Here is a 15,921-nt window from a genome sequence, read left to right as displayed (position 1 = left end):
ACTCTCCGCCGTCGGTTACGTCAATTATAGGCGGTTGGCCCGCTCGTTCCGGGGCCTATGCGGAGTTGCCGGTCTTGACCGCCCGGCCGGTCTCCCACGACTGGAAGGCGGCGCGGATGGTCCGAAGGGTGGCTAGGCCCTCTTCCAGCGTACACGGGACCGGTTCGCCCGTCTCGACGCAGCGCAGGAACGTCTCGGCTTGGGCGATGAACATCTCGTCCCGATCGTGGATGGGATACGCCTTGCCATCCCATTTCTGGGTTTGCGGATCGAAGACCTCGACCGACATGGTCGGATACCAGAACCGCGCGCTGGTCTCGACGCCGACGAACTCGTAGAACCCCTGATTGGGCTTCTGGAACTGGTTGATGGTCATCACGCCGATCGCCGATTGCGGGAATCGCAGGGTCATCGCCACGGTGTCCTCGACCTCGACGTCAGGCAGGACCATGTGGTCGGCGTCGCAGTAGACCGACTGCGACGGCCCCAGCATCCACTCGATGGCGTTAATGTTGTGGGTGATGGCGTCCTGGATCGCGCCGCCGCCGGTCTTGTGGTCCTTGTAGTAGACCTTGGCGTAGGCCGGTCGGAACGTGGGGAAATGCTGGCCCCAGAAGCCGACCACCTGCCTGATCGGCCCCAGCCGTCCGGAGCCGATGACTTCCTTGAGGGCCCGCGTCGCCGCATTGCAGCGCCAGACGTAGGCGACGGCGGTGGTCAGGCCGGAACGTTTGGCCTGTTCGATCACCTCGTCAGCCCCTTGCGGGTCGACGGCCAGGGGCTTTTCGCACAGCACGTGGCAGCCGCATTCGAGGGCTCGGCTGACCATCGGCAGATGGAAGTTGGCGGGCGTGCAGATCACCGCGACGTCGAAGTCGCCCAGTGGCACGTCGTCCCAGTTGGTGAACGTCCGCTCGAAGGCGTACTTCGCGTTGAGTTGTTCGAGAAGCTGCGGGTTGATTTCGCACATGCTGACGGCCACGCCGTCCACCTTGCCGAAGCACCGCGCGTGCCGCTCGCCGATCGATCCGCCGCCGACTACCAGAACCTGCTTGGCCATGACGTCCACCTTATAAAAGAAACTGGGAAAACGCCACTATTATGAGGATTGGCGGGCGGCGGGGCAAGCGGATCCGGCTGAAGAAACAAGAAAGGAGGGCCCGCTCGGGTGACGGATCGGCGTGTGCGACGCCTAGTTAAAGTTGATGCGGATCTCGCCGTAGACCATCCGGGGGACCTGGGCCTGGGTCGTGAAGATGGAGGTGGCTTCGGGATGGGCCGGGTCCAGCAGGTTGCTGACGCCGACCGCGATCCAGCCGCGATCGTTCCAGAATTCATGCTCAGCCCGCAGGTCGAGGCGGAAATAGGAATCGATCCGTTGCGGGGCGATCGGGATATTCGGGTTGCTGGCGAACGTCGAATCCGTGTAGTAGAAGTGGCCGGAGAAGTGCCAGTCGTCGTGCGGGCTGTAGCGGGCGCCGACCATGAACTTGTGTTCGGGCGGCGTCGGAGCGTCCATGGCGCCGACGAAGGGGGTGGAGCCCCGCCAGTCGATTTCCTGGTAGGTGTAGTTGCCCAGGAGCAGGAGTTTGTCGGTGATCGGGTACTCGGCTTCGAGCTCAATGCCGTAGATCGATGACCCGCCCAAATTGTGGTATCGGGAGTCGACCAGCGGCTGGTTCTCCTTGGCGAAGTCGGTGGTCGAGCCGAAGATGTCGTTGTACTCGTGCCAGTAGAGGGTCAGGCTGGTCTTGAGCTTGTCGAAGAATGTCTGGCGGTATCCGATCTCGTAGGCCATCAGCGTGGTGGTATCGAGGTCGGGGAGGGCGACCGTCCGTCCGAGGCACAGCATCATCGGGAAGTCCACGAACCGTCCGGCGGCCGGCGGCATTAGGAATGCCCTGGAGACGGCGCCATAGATCATTGACTTATCGGTCGGCTTATACGAGATGGCGGCGCGAGCGCTGGGTTCCCATCCGCCGTAGAACTCGTAGTCGATCCGTCCGCCGAGGTCCAGCGACCATTTGGGGGCGAATTGCCACTCGTCCTGGACGTAGACGCCGATGTTGCCGGTGCCCACGAAATCTTTGCGCAGGAACTGAGGGTAAGCGTCGCCGGCATCGGTGATATCGGCGTGGGTGTCGACGCCCCAGGTCAGGGTATGGTGATCAGCCGGCTTGAATGAGTGGGTGAACTCCAGTCCGAACTGCTGATATCGGTACTGGATCATCGGCATGCCGGTGTCCTGGAAGAAGTCGTTGAAAAACCCGGTCAGTTCGAAGCGGTTGTCCTCGGCGACCTGGTGCTGCCATCGGGTCATCAGGTAGTTGGACTGGCAATTGGGGTTGGTCCGGCCCATCAGGACAATCGGGTTGGGCGAGTAGAGCCCGTCCACGATGGAACTGCCGCCCGAGAAGATGATGGTGTCATTGGCGTCGACGTCGTAGATGCCGTAGAGGCTCAGATGGCCGATCTTCGAGTCGTCCTGGACGCTCCAGAGGCCGCCGTCCAGGTATCCGTCGGTGCCCTGGTGGCTTCCGGAGACCCGCATCCGCAGCTTGCCTTCGGTAAAGCCGTATCCAAGGTATTCCTGATTGGTGCCGCGCGAGCCGCCTCGACCGCGGACGGTCAGACCGAGTTGGTCGACCGGGTCCTTGGTGACGATATTGATCAGCCCGTCGGTCGCTCCGCTTCCCCAGCTTACCGCGGCCGGTCCACGGACGACCTCGATCCGCTCGATGTCCTCAAGCAGGAAAGGCCAGCAACTCCAGTCGGTTCCGCCGAGAACAGGCTCGTAGATTCTGCGTCCGTCCACCAGCACCAAGCCCTGGTCGGAGGTCATCGAGTAGAAGCCGCGCGGCGAGACGACGTTCCATCCGTACAGCACGCTGCCAACGTCCACGCCGGGCACCAGCCGGAACAGGTCGGCAATCCGGTCGGCCCCTGAGCTTCGGATATCCTCTTCGGTAAGCACGGTCACGGCGTAGGGCAGGTCCTCGATCTTCTGGGCTCGACGGGTCGCGCCGGTGACGACCACCGGCACTTCGAGACTCAACAGGTCAATGTCCTCGAGCACCTCTTCGGTCGCGGCAAGATCCTGGGCGTTGATCCGCATCGTCGGCACGAGGGCAATCGCCGCCGCCAGCCCGACGCACAGCCTCCAATATGAGAGATTTCCAGACTGTCGACGCCTCACTGCTTGTCTCCAAACCGCTCATCCACTTTCTCAAGCGTCTCTTCGCCAACCGGCAGTCCGATCATGGCGGCGGTGCGGATGTTGATCGCGGTGTGGATGCTGTTGGCGTACTGCAGGTTCAGCTTGGCGAGGTCATGACCCGCCAGGATGTGCATCACCAGTTCGGCTGTTTGTCGGGCCACCTCGTCGGTGTCGCTGTACTGGGCCCCGAAGGCTCCGGCCTTGACGATGTTCGGTGAAAACGACCAGACCGGCCGTTTCTGTCGCAGGCCCCACAGCAGCAGGGCCTGGACGTTGGGCGAGTTGTAGACTCCGGCGTCCGGCAGCATCAGGACGGCTTGGCAGTTCCTTTCCGAGAGCGTTTTGAGGGTTTTCGAGAATTCGTCCTTTTGCGATGGGATCGGCACGACGACTAGGTTCTTCACCTTGGCCTCGGCCTGCAAAGCACGCATCGTTTGGGCGGTGTTGTCGCTGTACGGAAGGCCGATCGTCCGGACTTCCGGGGCCAGCATGGCGATCCATGCGAGTTGGTCGGTCGGTGAGACGTCGGTCGTCACGCCCGTCGTTCGTTTGGTTGCCTGGTCGTTTTCATTGGGCAGAACCAGGTCGGCTGCATTCGGCACCATCGAGTGAACCACCGGCACGTTGGGACCATCCGTGAGAACCGTTTCGGTGGCGATGGAGCCGACCGTGATGATCAGATCGGGGTTGGTTTTACGCAACTCTCGGGCGAATTGGGGAGTCTTTTCCTTGAGTTCCAGACGAGACAGATGCACGCCCGATTTGGCCAGGGACTCCTCGATGACCTTGGCTGCGGACAAGTAGGTGGGGTGGGGCGTGGTGACGAGGGTCACCCGTCGGGGTTCTGCCGGTTGGGTATCCGCCGCCCAAGCCGTCACACAGCATGTTATCAGCACCAAACAAGACCACTTCATCAAGCGGTAATCCGTCTGTCTGATTCGGTTGTCATCGTGCTACCGGCCGGTCGGGTGACCGGCAGGGCAGCCCTTGTTGCTTGTCGTGATGTATATGCTCTGCCGTTCTTTCGAAAGTATCGGTTCAGCCATTGCGGCACTGAAACTGCTGCTGTGAGCGATGACGGGGCTTAAGATGACCGCAAGAAAACGCTTGACGGTGAATAAAAATTCAATATAGTGAAGGCGATGCGAGGGTATTTGGCAAGGAGGGTCTTTTGCATGGCTGATAATTATAATGTATCAACGAAGTGCATTCATAGCGGCCAAAGGCCGGGCGGGTCGGGCGAACGGGCGGTTCCGATTTCGCAGACGACCAGCTACCTGTTCGACGACCCGAACCACGCGGCCGGTCTGTTCGGGCTGGAGCGGGAGGGGTTCATCTACAGCCGGATCGGGAACCCGACGGTGGACGTGTTGGAGAAGCGGATGGCCGATCTGGATGGCGGGATCGGCGGGCTGGCTTTCAGTTCCGGCATGGCTGCGATCAGCGCGGTGGTGCTCAACATTGCCGGTGCGGGTGACCACGTCGTCGTCTCGAGCGCCCTGTATGGCGGGACGGTTACCCTGTTCGCTCACACGCTTCGCCGGCTCGGCATTGAAACCACTTTTGTAGAGCCAACCGACACCGAGGCGTTCGGTCGGGCGATCCGGGACCGGACGCGTCTGGTTTTTGTCGAGAGCGTGGGCAATCCGAGCAATGACGTGCCGGATTTCCAACGCCTGGCGGAGATCGCCCACAAGGCGGGCGTGCCGCTGGTCTGTGACAACACGGTGATGACTCCGATTCTGTTCCGTCCGTTCGAGCATGGCGTCGATCTGGCCGTGTACAGTTGCACGAAGTTCATCGGCGGTCACGGGACGAGCATTGGCGGCATGATCGTCGATTCGGGGCGATTTGACTGGGGCAACGGGAAGTTCCCCGAGTTAACCGAACCGGATGAGAGCTATCACGGGCTGCGCTACCTGGAGCGGTTCGGCGCGGCGGCGTATCTGGCCAAGGCCCGGTGCCAGATTCTGCGCGACTACGGGGCGTGTCTCTCGCCGTTCAACGCATGGCTGTTTCTACAGGGGCTTGAGACGCTGCACCTTCGGATGCCGCAGCACAGCCGGAACGCCGAGGCCGTTGCGAAGTGGCTGGCCGACGATCGGCGGGTGGCGTGGGTGAATTCGGGGTCGCTCGGCGGACATCCCAGCCACGAGCGGTCCAAGCGGTACTTCGGCGGCTGGAGCGCCCTGTTCGGTTTCGGCGTTGAGGGCGGGTACAACGCAGCGGTGCGGTTCATCGAGTCGGTGCGGCTCTGTTCGCACCTGGCGAACATCGGTGACAGCAAGACGCTGGTGATCCACCCGGCCAGCACAACGCATCAGCAGCTTTCGGCGGATGAGCGGCGGGCGGCTGGGGTCAGCGACGACTTCGTTCGCATCTCGGTGGGAACGGAGGACGTTGACGACATCATCGCCGACCTGGACCAGGCGCTGACCGCGGCTGCGAAGGGCTAGCGGGAGGGACTATGACGGACGGATCGATCGGCATTGTCGAGACGCAGACGGTCGAGCTTTTCGTGCCGCCCAACGAGTTGCAGTTGGACTGCGGGCGGCGGCTGGGCCCGATCCAGGTGGCCTACGAAACGTACGGCCGGTTGTCGGAGGGCAAGGACAACGCGGTCTGGATCTGTCACGCCCTTTCGGGTGATGCCCACGTGGCCGGCCGGCACAGTCCCGAGGACCGCAAGCCCGGCTGGTGGGACGAAATGGTCGGGCCGGGTAAGCCGATCGATACGGACCGGTACTTCGTGGTCTGCTCGAATATCCTCGGCGGCTGCAAGGGCACCACCGGCCCGTGTTCGATCAATCCGGCGACGGGCGAACCGTGGGGGTTGGATTTTCCCGTGGTGACCATCGCGGATATGGTTCGCGTCCAGAAGGCGTTGGCGGATCATCTGGGGCTGGAGAGGCTGCTGGCGGTGGTCGGCGGATCGATGGGCGGGATGCAGGTACTCGAATGGGCTACGCGCTTTCCGGATGTGGTCGTGTCGGCGATTCCGGTGGCGACGACGGCGTGTCTCTCAGCTCAGGCGATCGCGTTTAACGCGGTGGGGCGTCACGCCATCATGGCCGACGCCCGGTTCCGCGACGGCGACTGCGCCAAGGGCGCCGCTTCGCGAGAGGGTCTGGCCATCGCGCGGATGATCGGGCACATCACGTACCTTTCCGAGCGGTCAATGGACGACAAGTTCGGCCGGGCGCTGCGCCACGCGGAAAAGTATCGGTACGACTTCGACAGCGAGTTCGCGGTTGAGACCTATCTGGACTATCAGGGCCAGCGGTTTGTCGAGCGGTTCGACGCCAAGAGCTACCTCTACATCACCAAGGCGATGGACTATTTCGATCTGGCCGGGCTGTACGGTTCGCTGCGTGAGGCGTTCGCCCGCACGCGCTGCCGGTTTCTGATCGGCAGCTTTACCAGCGACTGGCTGTTTCCGCCGGAGCAGTCGCAGGAGATGGTGCGGGCTCTGCTGGCCGGCGGCCGCGACGTGACGTACTGCAACATCGAGTCGCCGTACGGCCACGATGCGTTTCTCCTGGAGCCCGAGACGCTCGGCGGTCTGCTGCGAGGGTTTCTTGGCTCGACGCTCCGGCGGGTCCGTAGCGGTCGGGCCGTTCTGCCGTTCGCCCAGAACGGGCAGAGCGAACGGGAACTGATCGGTCGTCGGCCGGACTTTCCGGTGATCGAGCGCCTCGTGGAGCCGGGTTCGGCCGTCCTGGACCTCGGCTGCGGTGACGGCCGGCTGCTCCAACTGCTTGCGATCGACCGCGGCGTGCGCACGTGCGGCGTCGAGATCAAACAGCCGCGCGTTCTGGAGGCGGTCGGCCGCGGGCTGACCGCGATCCAGCACGACCTGGACCGAGGGCTGCCGGAGTTTGCCGACCGCAGTTTCGATTACGTGGTGCTCTCGCAGACCCTGCCGGAAGTCCGCAACCCTCAATTGGTCCTGCGAGAGATGCTGCGGATCGGGCGTTACGCCATCATCAGTTTTCCCAACTTCGCCCACTGGCAGGCCCGCTGGCGCCTCGCGGGCTGCGGCGTCGCGCCGCAGACCGCCTCGCTGCCGAACACCTGGTACGACACCGAGCGCATTCGGTTTCTCTCGCTCCGCGATTTCGAAGACTTCTGCAACTTGATGGGCGTCACGACGGTCGGGCGAGTGTGCCTGGACGGGTGCGGGCGCGAGATCCGCGGGCCCCTTTTGAACTTGCGGACCGCCCAGGCCATCTATATAATAACCGATAACAGGGGTGGCTGACCGCCGGATCGGCGAGTCAGCGTCGCTTGGATTCGCAGGAACGCAACGTACACCGTCCGATTGCGGGGGAAGACGGGATGTTCCCGTCCGCACAGGAGCACATGCCATTGGGGAGGAGTCGATCATGGGACGTCTCAGCATAATCCTGGTTTGCGCCGGAATGGTCGGTCTGCTCATCGGTTCGCTGGTGATCGCCCAGCAGCAGGGGACCACCGAGGACCCGAACCAACCACAGGAACAGCAGGCTCAGCAAGGCCAGCAGGCTCAGGAACAGACCCCACAGGAGCAGCCGCAAGGCGAATCGCCAATCGCGAGACAGGCGGCTCAGCAGCAGGATCAGCAACAGGCCCAACCGCAGGCGCAGGCTCAACCACGGGATCAGCAGACCAGCCAGAGGCTGGTGGAACGCTATCAGAGCCGCCTCGACCGGCTGCCGGAGCGGCTGAACCTCAACGAGGAACAGCGCAATCAGTTCCAGAGTCTTCGGCAGACCCACATGGAGCGTATTCGCAGTCTGGTCAGTCAGATCGATCAGGCGACCAATGAGTTGAGAACGCAGTTGGCCAACCTTGCCCAGGACGATCCGACGCGCCAACGCATTCAGAACATGCGGCTGAGCTTCTTCGCCGTCGCCATGCCCGGCGGGGCCGAGGCCCGCTTCGACTACGGCCCGCGGACCATCGCGCAGACCCTGCGCCGCGTCGATCTGCCGCCGGACAAGCAGCAGCAGGTTCGCGATATCCTGGACCAGTCGCGCCAGAAGTATCACCAGTACATGCGACAGGAATGTCAGCAGCGGATGACGGCCCAGCAGGACATGATGGACCAGATCCGCGAGGTACTTGACGAGCAGGAACTCCAGCAGTTCCAGCAGACGGCTTCTCGGTTGGAGCGGCAGCAGCAGTATGCCGGTCGCGGGCCCGGCGGCCGCGACTTCCGTCAGACCCAGCAGCGAGGGCGGCCCGGGCAGTTCCAGGATCAGCGCGGGCCCTCGGGCCAGTACCGCCAACGTCAGTATGCTCCGGGCGGGCCGCAAGGGGGCGATTTCGGGTTCGATCAGGACGGCTACGACTACCGCGAGTCTCAGGAACAGGATCAGGGCGAGAACTGGTGGGACTGGGAAGACCAGGAGAATATGCGGGAATAATCGAAGACCGGTGAAAAGCACCGGAGCTTTTTGATACCGGTAACTCCGTCAAAAGGAGCGGCTTGCGCCGCTCTTTTTGTTGGTTCACCGCCGGTGCAATAACCGCTGGGCTCATCCGTTTGTAGCTCCGGACGGTGAATACGAAACTCGGTTCAGGAGGACAGGCCATGAGACGTTCGATCATTGCAGCATCAATCTGCGGCGTTCTGGTGCTTGCGGCGGGAAGTCGTATTCTGGCGCAGTCGGAAACGGCGGGCGAGCCGGCCCGGGCGCCGACGACGGCCCGGGAGAAGGCGGGAGTGGGCGAAGGGCTCAAGAACCTGATCGCCCAGCGTCTTCGGATGGCTCCGCGCGCCCTGGAGATGACGGAGGACCAGACGGCCCGCTATCGGGAACTTGCCCGCGACTATTTCCAGCAGGTCGAGGAACTGACCAATCAGCTTAACGAGAAGACCCGGGCGTTTCGGGCCGAGGTCGATCAGGTGCTTACGCCCGAGCAGCGCGAGCGGCTCGAGCGGATGCAGATGCGGCGCGCCGGCGGGCGGAGTGGGCGTGGGCAAGGGCCGATGGGCGGGCGGCCCGGCGCCGGAGCGGGCATGATGCTCCGGCCGGGCGTGATCGAGCCGGCCCTCGATCGGACCGATCTGCCGCAGGAGAAGAAGGAACAGGTTCTGGACATCGTCCGCGGTCTCCGTGAGCAGTTCCGTTCCGTCGATCGCGGCGACCGCCAGGCTCGCCGCCAGGTGATGGAACAGGCCGTCGAGCAGATCCGCCAGATTCTGACACCGGAGGAGTTCGGTTTGCTCCGCGACAAGGTCTGCGAAGTGGTCCAGGAGCAGGGCATGGACCGTGGGCCGCGCTGGGAGGGTCGAGGCGGACCGCCGCAGGGTTCCGGCTGGTCGGATCGTCCTGGTCCGCGGCACGAGCGGTTCGGGCCTGGGCAGGGACGAGGGCGCGGGTTTGACAATCGTGGCTGGGATCGTCCTCGCAACCAGACGCCGCCTCCTCCGCCTCCAGCGGATCAAGCGCCGGCCGAGCCGGATTGGCTCTGGTAGGCGAGCGAGTCTATACCAACAGAAGACGGAGCGGCCGCGTGCCGCTCCGTTGGTTTATGCGTTCGCTATTCGGCGTCGACGGAAGCAGAAGGCGGCGCAGCCTACAGCCGCCATCCCAGTCCTTCCCTCGGGTCGCCGGTGGCTTCCTGCAACTTGTCCAGCGCCTCGTCCAGCCCTTCCGGCGGTTCCTTGGGCACGACGACCTTGAGCACCACGTACTGGTCGCCCCGTTCCTGTTCGGGCTTCTTGGGATTCGGCGCGCCCTTGCCGCGCAGCCGCAGTTTCTGACCGCCGCTGGCGCCCGGCGGAATGGTCAGCACGGTCGGCCCGTCGATGGTGGGAATGGTGACCCGGGCTCCGCGGATCGCCTCAGCCACCGTCACCGGTACGTCCACGTAGATGTCGTTCCCTTCGCGGCGGAAGTAGGGATGCGGGGTGACGTTGACGGTGATGTACAGGTCGCCCGGAGCGCCGCCGGCGAAACCGGGATTACCCTTGCCCTTGACGCGGACCTTGCTGCCGTTGGTGACGCCCGGCGGGATCTTGACCTCGATCGTCTCGGAGTGCACCTGACCCTGTTCGTTGGGCTGCTGGAGCGAGAGCCGCATCTTGGTGCCCCAGACGGCCTGTTCGAAGGCCAACGTTACCTGGTGCTCAACGTCGGTTCCTCGGGCCGTTTCGGGACGTGGACGAGCCCGGCCCCGTCCGCGGGTCCACCGGTCGGTCCTCGCGGCGCCGCTGAACAGGTCGCCGAATAGATCGTTCATGTCGAAATCCGGTTCGCCCGGCCGGCCTTCGTTGGTCCAGGTGTAGACCTTCGCGCCGCCCGGCCCGTAGCTCCACCGTTCGGAGCGATCGGAGGCGGCGCCGGCGCCCATACCCACGCCGGCGTGGCCGAACTGGTCGTAGGCCGTCCGTTTCTGCGGGTCGGACAGCACGTCGTAGGCTTCCTGGACCTCTTTGAATTTGGCGGCTGCGTCCGCTTCCTTGCTGACGTCCGGGTGGTATTTCCGGGCGAGTTGTCGGTAGGCCTTTTTGATCTCCTCCTGGCTCGCCTTTCGCGAGATTCCGAGGATGTCGTAGTAGTCTCGTGCCGGCATCGTTCGCTGCTCCCTTCGCGTCTACGGCCATTATACGAACGGCCGCCCCCGCAGACAACACGGGACGCCGCCTCCGCGGACGGCTTGCCTTACATGCTGAACATCCGTTCCAGGTCGTACTGGCTGTAGGTTCGGAACGCGATCATGGTGGTGGTCTTGGTGATCGCGTCGAGTTTGAGCATGCGGCTGGTCACGACGTCGGCGAGCTGCTCGTTGGATTTGGCCCGCACCATCACCACCAGATCCCATTCGCCGCCCACCGAGTAGACCTCGGAGACCCCTTCCATTTCGAGGATCTTCTGTGCCGTCTCGTTGACCGCGTCTCGCCGCACGTTGACCATAATGATCGCCGTCACCATGTCCGCATCCTCCGTCGATTGTGTTTTGGCCCCAGTCTACCCGGCGTGCCGGCGAGGGTCAACGACTGCTCGATCCGGTTTGGTTGCCGGCATGTCGAGAACGTTCTCGCCCTTGATTCCGTGGTCGCGGAGCGTAGAATCCGTCCAACGTAGGCCTTTGTCCAGAAAGGATCGTCCCATGTCCGAGCAGCGTCTTTCCGCCGAGCACGGTACCGTTTGCTTCCTTCCTGACGACCGCCACGGCTATTTCGGTTGGCCGTCGGTGGCCCGGACCGCCTCCGGCAAGCTGGTGGCGGCCGCGTCCGGCCCGCGTTTCGACCACGTCTGCCCGTGGGGCAAAACCTCGATCTTCGAGTCGACGGATGAAGGCAGGACGTGGATCGGTCCGAACGTCATCAACAACACGCCGTTGGACGACCGCGACGCGGGGATTATTTCGCTCGGCGGCGAGAGGCTGCTGGTCTCGTGGTTCGTCTACGACGTTCGCAGCCTCTTTGCGTGGGCCAGGGAGAGCTACAAGCTTTCGGACGACGAGATCGCCCGCTGGCAGGCGGTATTCGACACCTGGTCCGATGAGGTGGTTCGCAAGTGGCAGGGGTCTTGGGTGCGGACCAGTTCCGACGGCTGCGCGTGGTCCGACTTCTATCCGGTTCCCGTTTCGGCTCCGCACGGGCCGATCCGTCTGGCCGACGGTTCGCTGCTCTATTTGGGCAAGGAGTTTCCCTTTCACGGGGTGGAACCCATCGGCCAGATTCTCGCCTGTCGCAGTACCGATGACGGCAAGACCTGGACTACGCTGGGGCGCGTGCCGCTGGCGGATGACACCCATCCGGACAACTTCCACGAACCGCACATGGTTGAGCTGCCGTCCGGCAAGCTCCTCGGAATGATCCGCTATGAATATGCGAAGCGTCCCAACGAGAAGTACATCAGTTTCAGCCTGTTTCAGACCGAATCCGAGGACGGCGGCAAGACCTGGTCGCCGGCCAAAGACCTGCGCCGGTACGGTTCGCCGCCGCACCTGATCCGCCACTCGTCGGGCGCGGTGGTGTGCGTCTATTCCTACCGCAAGCCGCCGCTGGGCCACCGGGTGATCATCAGCCGAGACGAAGGGGCAGTCTGGTCGGATGAGTACATCCTTCGCGACGACGCTCCACCCCGCGACCACGGCTATCCGGCTTCGATCGAGCTACCCTCCGGGGAAATCTTCACTGTTTACTACCAGCGGGCCGACCACGAGCACAAGAACTGCGCCATCCTCTGGTCGCGCTGGCGCCTGCCGTAAGCGATTCCGTCGCCTTCAGCAAAACGCACGATTCTCACCGAAGGCAGGTTGATCCGACGGGCCTTTCATGTCACGTCGGCCAGGCGTTTTCCGATCTCTTTGCAGAGCCAGTCGACGTACCAATTCGGCTCGTCGTTCAGACCGATCGTACGGATGAATCGTCGGTACTCGCGTTCCCACGATAGGACCCGCTCCAGGGCCTGCCGGGCCTTTTCGCGGTGCTCCTGACCGCCGCCATCCAGGAAAACCGCCCGGTGGTGTGTCCCGAGTACAGCCTGGCGGAGACCCTCCAGTTCGATGTCCGTGATTCGCAGGATATCCATCTCGCTGCGAATGCGATCGGCCAGGACCTCGTCGTCACCGACCTCGCTTGCGGCCGTCTCCAGCAGCAGTCGGCAATTGCTCTGCCTCGACTGGGCCTGCTCGATCCGGCTCGCGTGCTCCAGGGCGAACCGATCGCTCGTATCGAGCGGCTCGAGCAGCAGCGAGCCGCCTTTGCTCCCGACGTACTGGCAGCCGACCAGGGCCAGTTCGAACAACTCGACCATCGCCCGGTGATACTTCAGCATGGGTTCGGACGCCCGGCCGTACCAGTGTTGGCAGAAGTCCTCAAGCAGGGCGTTCGGGTCCGCGTTCGGGTTCCAAACCGCGCGGGCGAAGAGCATGTAGTTTGGATAGGCGGCATGCCACTCGCGGGCCATGATCACGAAGCACTGGTGGGCCAACGGCCGCCTGGCCCAGCCGGCAAAGTGCCGAGCGTCGTCGAAGATCGCCCTTGGCGTGACCGGCTGCATCCAACGGAACTTGAACGAGTCGATGTACCGCTCGAAGGTCAGCACATCGGCGAAGCCCGCCTCGCGGATCTGCTCAGCCTGGCGACGGTAGCTCTCGCATCGTAGGCACCCACCAATGCCGTGTACTTCGCACCGCTCTGTCAGCGACAGCAGGGCGACGACCTTGGGATGCGGGCGCACCGTCATCGGTTCGCAGACAGTGTCATGATATGCAATGAAACTGACCTTTGCCGGCGAGCCCATTTCCTCGAGCACTTCGGCCAGTGCATTGCTTACTCGTAACGACTGGTCCGCCGGGCAAAGGGCGCGGCACCGGTCGCACTCGCACCAGCCGCCGCCGGGAAGGTCGTCCGGCCAAGCGTGCCAGATCACGATCTCGGGACACGCCTCGACAATCCGCCGGAAGTTGGATTGGATCACCCCCAAGGCCTCGCGGCTGGCGGTGCAGAGATTGTGATCGCCGGTGCGTTGTCCGTTCTTGAGACGGAAGTACTCCGGACGCTCGGCTACGTTACGTTCGGTTCGCGGCAGCAGCGACATCAGGTCGTGGGCCCCCGCTTGGATTAGAAACCCCCGCTTGCGGAACTCGGGCATCCAGTGGCTATGGGCGCCCCGGCCCCACGACTCGATCGTCCACTGAGGGTGATACGTATTCAAACGCATCTTGGCCGACCAGTCGATCTGGGAGAGGGTAAACTGGTCACCGAAGCACGTGGCGTCGATCAGCCCCCGCATCGCGAACGCGGGCTCTTCGATGATCGGGCGTTTGGGAAGTTCCACCACCGTCCGCTGCGGCACGACCTCGTCGCCCGGGCCGATCCACCGGCAGCCCTGAAGCTCCAAGAATGCGTATACGCCATAGAGCACACCGCGCGGGCCGGCGCCGCGGATGATGACCCGTGCCGCCTCGGACTCGATCCGGAACCCGTCTTCGCGCAGGCCTATTGCTTCGGGGCATTCAATCCACAGGTCGAACCGCGGGCCTTCCTGAACGCCCATCGCACAAAGGTAGCGGTTCAACTCCTCAGATGCGAACGCGATGACCGGATCATCCGACCGCTGCGGCTCGATCATCCACATGCCCTTCTTCTGTGACATGTTGCCGCTCCGCCTGAATCACACTTTGAGTCGAATCCGAAACCGGATGGTGTCGGCCGAGTGGTCGTCCCACGAGACCAACCGGCTAAAGGATCAGCACGTCATTGTAGTAGCGCGATCTAGTTGATCAAGGACGAGAATCCCATGAGGGGACACCGCCTGGATGTCTTTCCATGGCTACCTAGACTCTCTCCAGATGCAGTTCGGTGGCGTGGATCCACTCGTCTTCTGGCGGCGGGTAGGGCCAGTGGTTGCCGACGTGGTAGACCGACAGCACCCGGCCCGGAGCGGTTTCGACCAGCCGAGGGTAGTGGTTGTGGCGGTTGACCGCCGGATCACCCAGTTGCAGCGTCTGGCTCCACGTCTGTCCATTGTCGAGGCTGAAGTTGAACTGATTGCCCGAGCCCGCGCAGACCAGGACGTCGTCGGCCGTCCGGAGCAGGGCGGGAAAGCCGCGAAAGCCCATCGGCGTGGTCGTCCACGGACCCGCCTTCCAGCCGTCGGCAGTCTTGCGGACGACGACCTGGCCGCAGTTCAGATAGACCTCCGCCCCGGTCGCCTGCGGGTTCGCGTGGCGGATCACCACGAGAATGTCGCCGTTGGCCAGTTCGACCGCCTCCGGTTCGTCGTTGGACCGATCAGGCAGGCCGCGGGCGACCACCAGCGGAGCGGACCACGAGCGGCCGCTGTCGCTTGAGAAGAACAGCACCGCGTCAGTGGCCGGAGAGATCGTACCGCTGGCGGGGTCGGGATGGTCCAGACAGCCGTAGGCGGGCAGCACGACCGTACCGTCCGACAGGCGGATCGGATGGCACCAGACCAGGAGGCTGTGAGACGGATCGTTCACCGCCACCGGCTCGCTCCAGGTCTGTCCGTCGTCGGTCGATCGTACGGAGGCGATCTCGCCGTAGAAGTGGTAGTTGTTTTTCTCGATATCCCACGTGGACCACCGTCCGCCGATTCCGAGCAGCGTCCGATTGTCCAGGGCCAGCGCCGGCAGCACGAGCGATTTGGTGCTGTCGGACCAGTCGTAGAACCTCTGCTTTTGCCACGACCGGCCGCCGTCGGCCGAGTCCAGGGACAGCCAGCCGCGTCTCATTTCCTTCGGCAGGGGGGTCAGGTATTCCCAGTGGTACCCCTTTTCCAGCCCGTCGAAGGTGCCTTCGATGTTGCTGAAGAGCACCCGCAGGCGGCCGTCGGGCCACTGCATCAGGCTGGTCCAGCAGCTCCACTTGGGGCCTTCGGGTGTTTCGTATACCTTGCGGTGCGAGACGCCGGAAACCCTCAGCGGCAGCTTCTCCTGGCCTGCGGCCGGCTTGAGACCGTCAAAGAAATCGGCGTAATTGACGTAGTAAGCGTCATTGTGCTGGCGTTCGACCATGACCGGCTCCTGTTCATGACCGTGTTTGGCCGCGATTGTAGTGCCGCAAGTGGGTTTGTCAACCTACTGGTGTATTTTGTCCGTTCCATGTGGCCGCTTGCCGTTGTCAGGAAGTCGCGATTGTGAGGATCAGTCCCCGTGGCGGGTCTTTCCTGTCCTGGACCGGAGCATGGTATCACCGGTCTTCCGTGCCGTCTGCGATCTGCCCGCGCCTCAGCCTGGCG

Annotated in this window: 12 protein-coding genes; 5 read left to right on the top strand and 7 right to left on the bottom strand. The window is 63.5% G+C overall.

Annotated elements, in window-relative coordinates:
• Positions 1–55: 55 nt before the first annotated feature.
• From GXY33_11730 to GXY33_11720, 3 genes are all read right to left on the bottom strand, one after another.
• Positions 56–1,060: a Gfo/Idh/MocA family oxidoreductase gene (locus GXY33_11730; GenBank protein ID NLX05801.1), complete on the bottom strand. Its 1,005-nt coding sequence runs from the start codon at positions 1,058–1,060 to the stop codon at positions 56–58.
• A gap of 132 nt (positions 1,061–1,192) precedes the next feature.
• On the bottom strand, positions 1,193–3,196 hold the full coding sequence (locus GXY33_11725; GenBank protein ID NLX05800.1) for a TonB-dependent receptor: 2,004 nt from the start codon (positions 3,194–3,196) through the stop codon (positions 1,193–1,195).
• Positions 3,193–4,131, bottom strand: a complete 939-nt coding sequence (locus GXY33_11720; protein NLX05799.1) for a hypothetical protein — start codon at positions 4,129–4,131, stop codon at positions 3,193–3,195. Before GXY33_11720 ends, GXY33_11725 begins: the two co-directional genes overlap by 4 nt.
• 261 nt (positions 4,132–4,392) lie before the next feature.
• Here GXY33_11720 and GXY33_11715 point away from each other — a divergent pair, with 261 nt between their 5' ends.
• The 4 genes from GXY33_11715 (at position 4,393) to GXY33_11700 (ending at position 9,680) form a co-directional block, all read left to right on the top strand.
• Positions 4,393–5,673: an O-acetylhomoserine aminocarboxypropyltransferase/cysteine synthase gene (locus GXY33_11715; protein NLX05798.1), complete on the top strand. Its 1,281-nt coding sequence runs from the start codon at positions 4,393–4,395 to the stop codon at positions 5,671–5,673.
• 11 nt (positions 5,674–5,684) lie between these two features.
• Positions 5,685–7,478, top strand: a complete 1,794-nt coding sequence (locus GXY33_11710) for a homoserine O-acetyltransferase (GenBank protein NLX05797.1) — start codon at positions 5,685–5,687, stop codon at positions 7,476–7,478.
• Between the two features lie 124 nt (positions 7,479–7,602).
• The gene (locus GXY33_11705; GenBank protein NLX05796.1) at positions 7,603–8,625 is read left to right on the top strand and encodes a hypothetical protein; all 1,023 of its coding nucleotides are present in this window, start codon (positions 7,603–7,605) and stop codon (positions 8,623–8,625) included.
• A gap of 167 nt (positions 8,626–8,792) precedes the next feature.
• On the top strand, positions 8,793–9,680 hold the full coding sequence (locus GXY33_11700) for a hypothetical protein (protein ID NLX05795.1): 888 nt from the start codon (positions 8,793–8,795) through the stop codon (positions 9,678–9,680).
• Positions 9,681–9,781: 101 nt separating this feature from the next.
• On the opposite strand, the gene GXY33_11695 is transcribed toward GXY33_11700, so the two are convergent.
• Positions 9,782–10,780 (bottom strand): DnaJ domain-containing protein, encoded by a 999-nt coding sequence (locus tag GXY33_11695; protein NLX05794.1) that lies wholly within the window; start codon positions 10,778–10,780, stop codon positions 9,782–9,784.
• Between the two features lie 89 nt (positions 10,781–10,869).
• On the bottom strand, positions 10,870–11,139 hold the full coding sequence (locus tag GXY33_11690) for an Lrp/AsnC family transcriptional regulator (GenBank protein NLX05793.1): 270 nt from the start codon (positions 11,137–11,139) through the stop codon (positions 10,870–10,872).
• Positions 11,140–11,317: 178 nt separating this feature from the next.
• On the opposite strand from GXY33_11690, the gene GXY33_11685 reads away from it, so the two are divergent.
• The gene (locus tag GXY33_11685; GenBank protein NLX05792.1) at positions 11,318–12,424 is read left to right on the top strand and encodes an exo-alpha-sialidase; all 1,107 of its coding nucleotides are present in this window, start codon (positions 11,318–11,320) and stop codon (positions 12,422–12,424) included.
• 65 nt (positions 12,425–12,489) lie between these two features.
• Here GXY33_11685 and GXY33_11680 read toward each other — a convergent pair whose 3' ends face one another.
• Positions 12,490–14,316 carry a DUF4838 domain-containing protein gene (locus tag GXY33_11680; GenBank protein NLX05791.1) on the bottom strand — a complete coding sequence of 609 codons (1,827 nt, stop codon included), beginning with the start codon at positions 14,314–14,316 and terminating at the stop codon, positions 12,490–12,492.
• 181 nt (positions 14,317–14,497) lie between these two features.
• The gene (locus GXY33_11675) at positions 14,498–15,697 is read right to left on the bottom strand and encodes an exo-alpha-sialidase (protein ID NLX05790.1); all 1,200 of its coding nucleotides are present in this window, start codon (positions 15,695–15,697) and stop codon (positions 14,498–14,500) included.
• Positions 15,698–15,921 lie beyond the last annotated feature (224 nt).

Source organism: Phycisphaerae bacterium, from assembly GCA_012729815.1.
In the GTDB taxonomy this organism is placed as follows: Bacteria; Planctomycetota; Phycisphaerae; order JAAYCJ01; family JAAYCJ01; genus JAAYCJ01.
Note: the sequence above shows the minus strand (reverse complement) of the source record. Positions and strands in the feature narration are given on the sequence as shown.

Coding starts and splice junctions, on each gene's coding strand:
- GXY33_11730 (NLX05801.1), bottom strand. CDS start 1,060: ATGGCCAAGCAGGTTCTGGTAGTCGGCGGCGGATCGATCGGCGAGCGG.
- GXY33_11720 (NLX05799.1), bottom strand. CDS start 4,131: ATGAAGTGGTCTTGTTTGGTGCTGATAACATGCTGTGTGACGGCTTGG.
- GXY33_11715 (NLX05798.1), top strand. CDS start 4,393: ATGGCTGATAATTATAATGTATCAACGAAGTGCATTCATAGCGGCCAA.
- GXY33_11710 (NLX05797.1), top strand. CDS start 5,685: ATGACGGACGGATCGATCGGCATTGTCGAGACGCAGACGGTCGAGCTT.
- GXY33_11705 (NLX05796.1), top strand. CDS start 7,603: ATGGGACGTCTCAGCATAATCCTGGTTTGCGCCGGAATGGTCGGTCTG.
- GXY33_11700 (NLX05795.1), top strand. CDS start 8,793: ATGAGACGTTCGATCATTGCAGCATCAATCTGCGGCGTTCTGGTGCTT.
- GXY33_11695 (NLX05794.1), bottom strand. CDS start 10,780: ATGCCGGCACGAGACTACTACGACATCCTCGGAATCTCGCGAAAGGCG.
- GXY33_11690 (NLX05793.1), bottom strand. CDS start 11,139: ATGGTGACGGCGATCATTATGGTCAACGTGCGGCGAGACGCGGTCAAC.
- GXY33_11685 (NLX05792.1), top strand. CDS start 11,318: ATGTCCGAGCAGCGTCTTTCCGCCGAGCACGGTACCGTTTGCTTCCTT.
- GXY33_11680 (NLX05791.1), bottom strand. CDS start 14,316: ATGTCACAGAAGAAGGGCATGTGGATGATCGAGCCGCAGCGGTCGGAT.
- GXY33_11675 (NLX05790.1), bottom strand. CDS start 15,697: ATGGTCGAACGCCAGCACAATGACGCTTACTACGTCAATTACGCCGAT.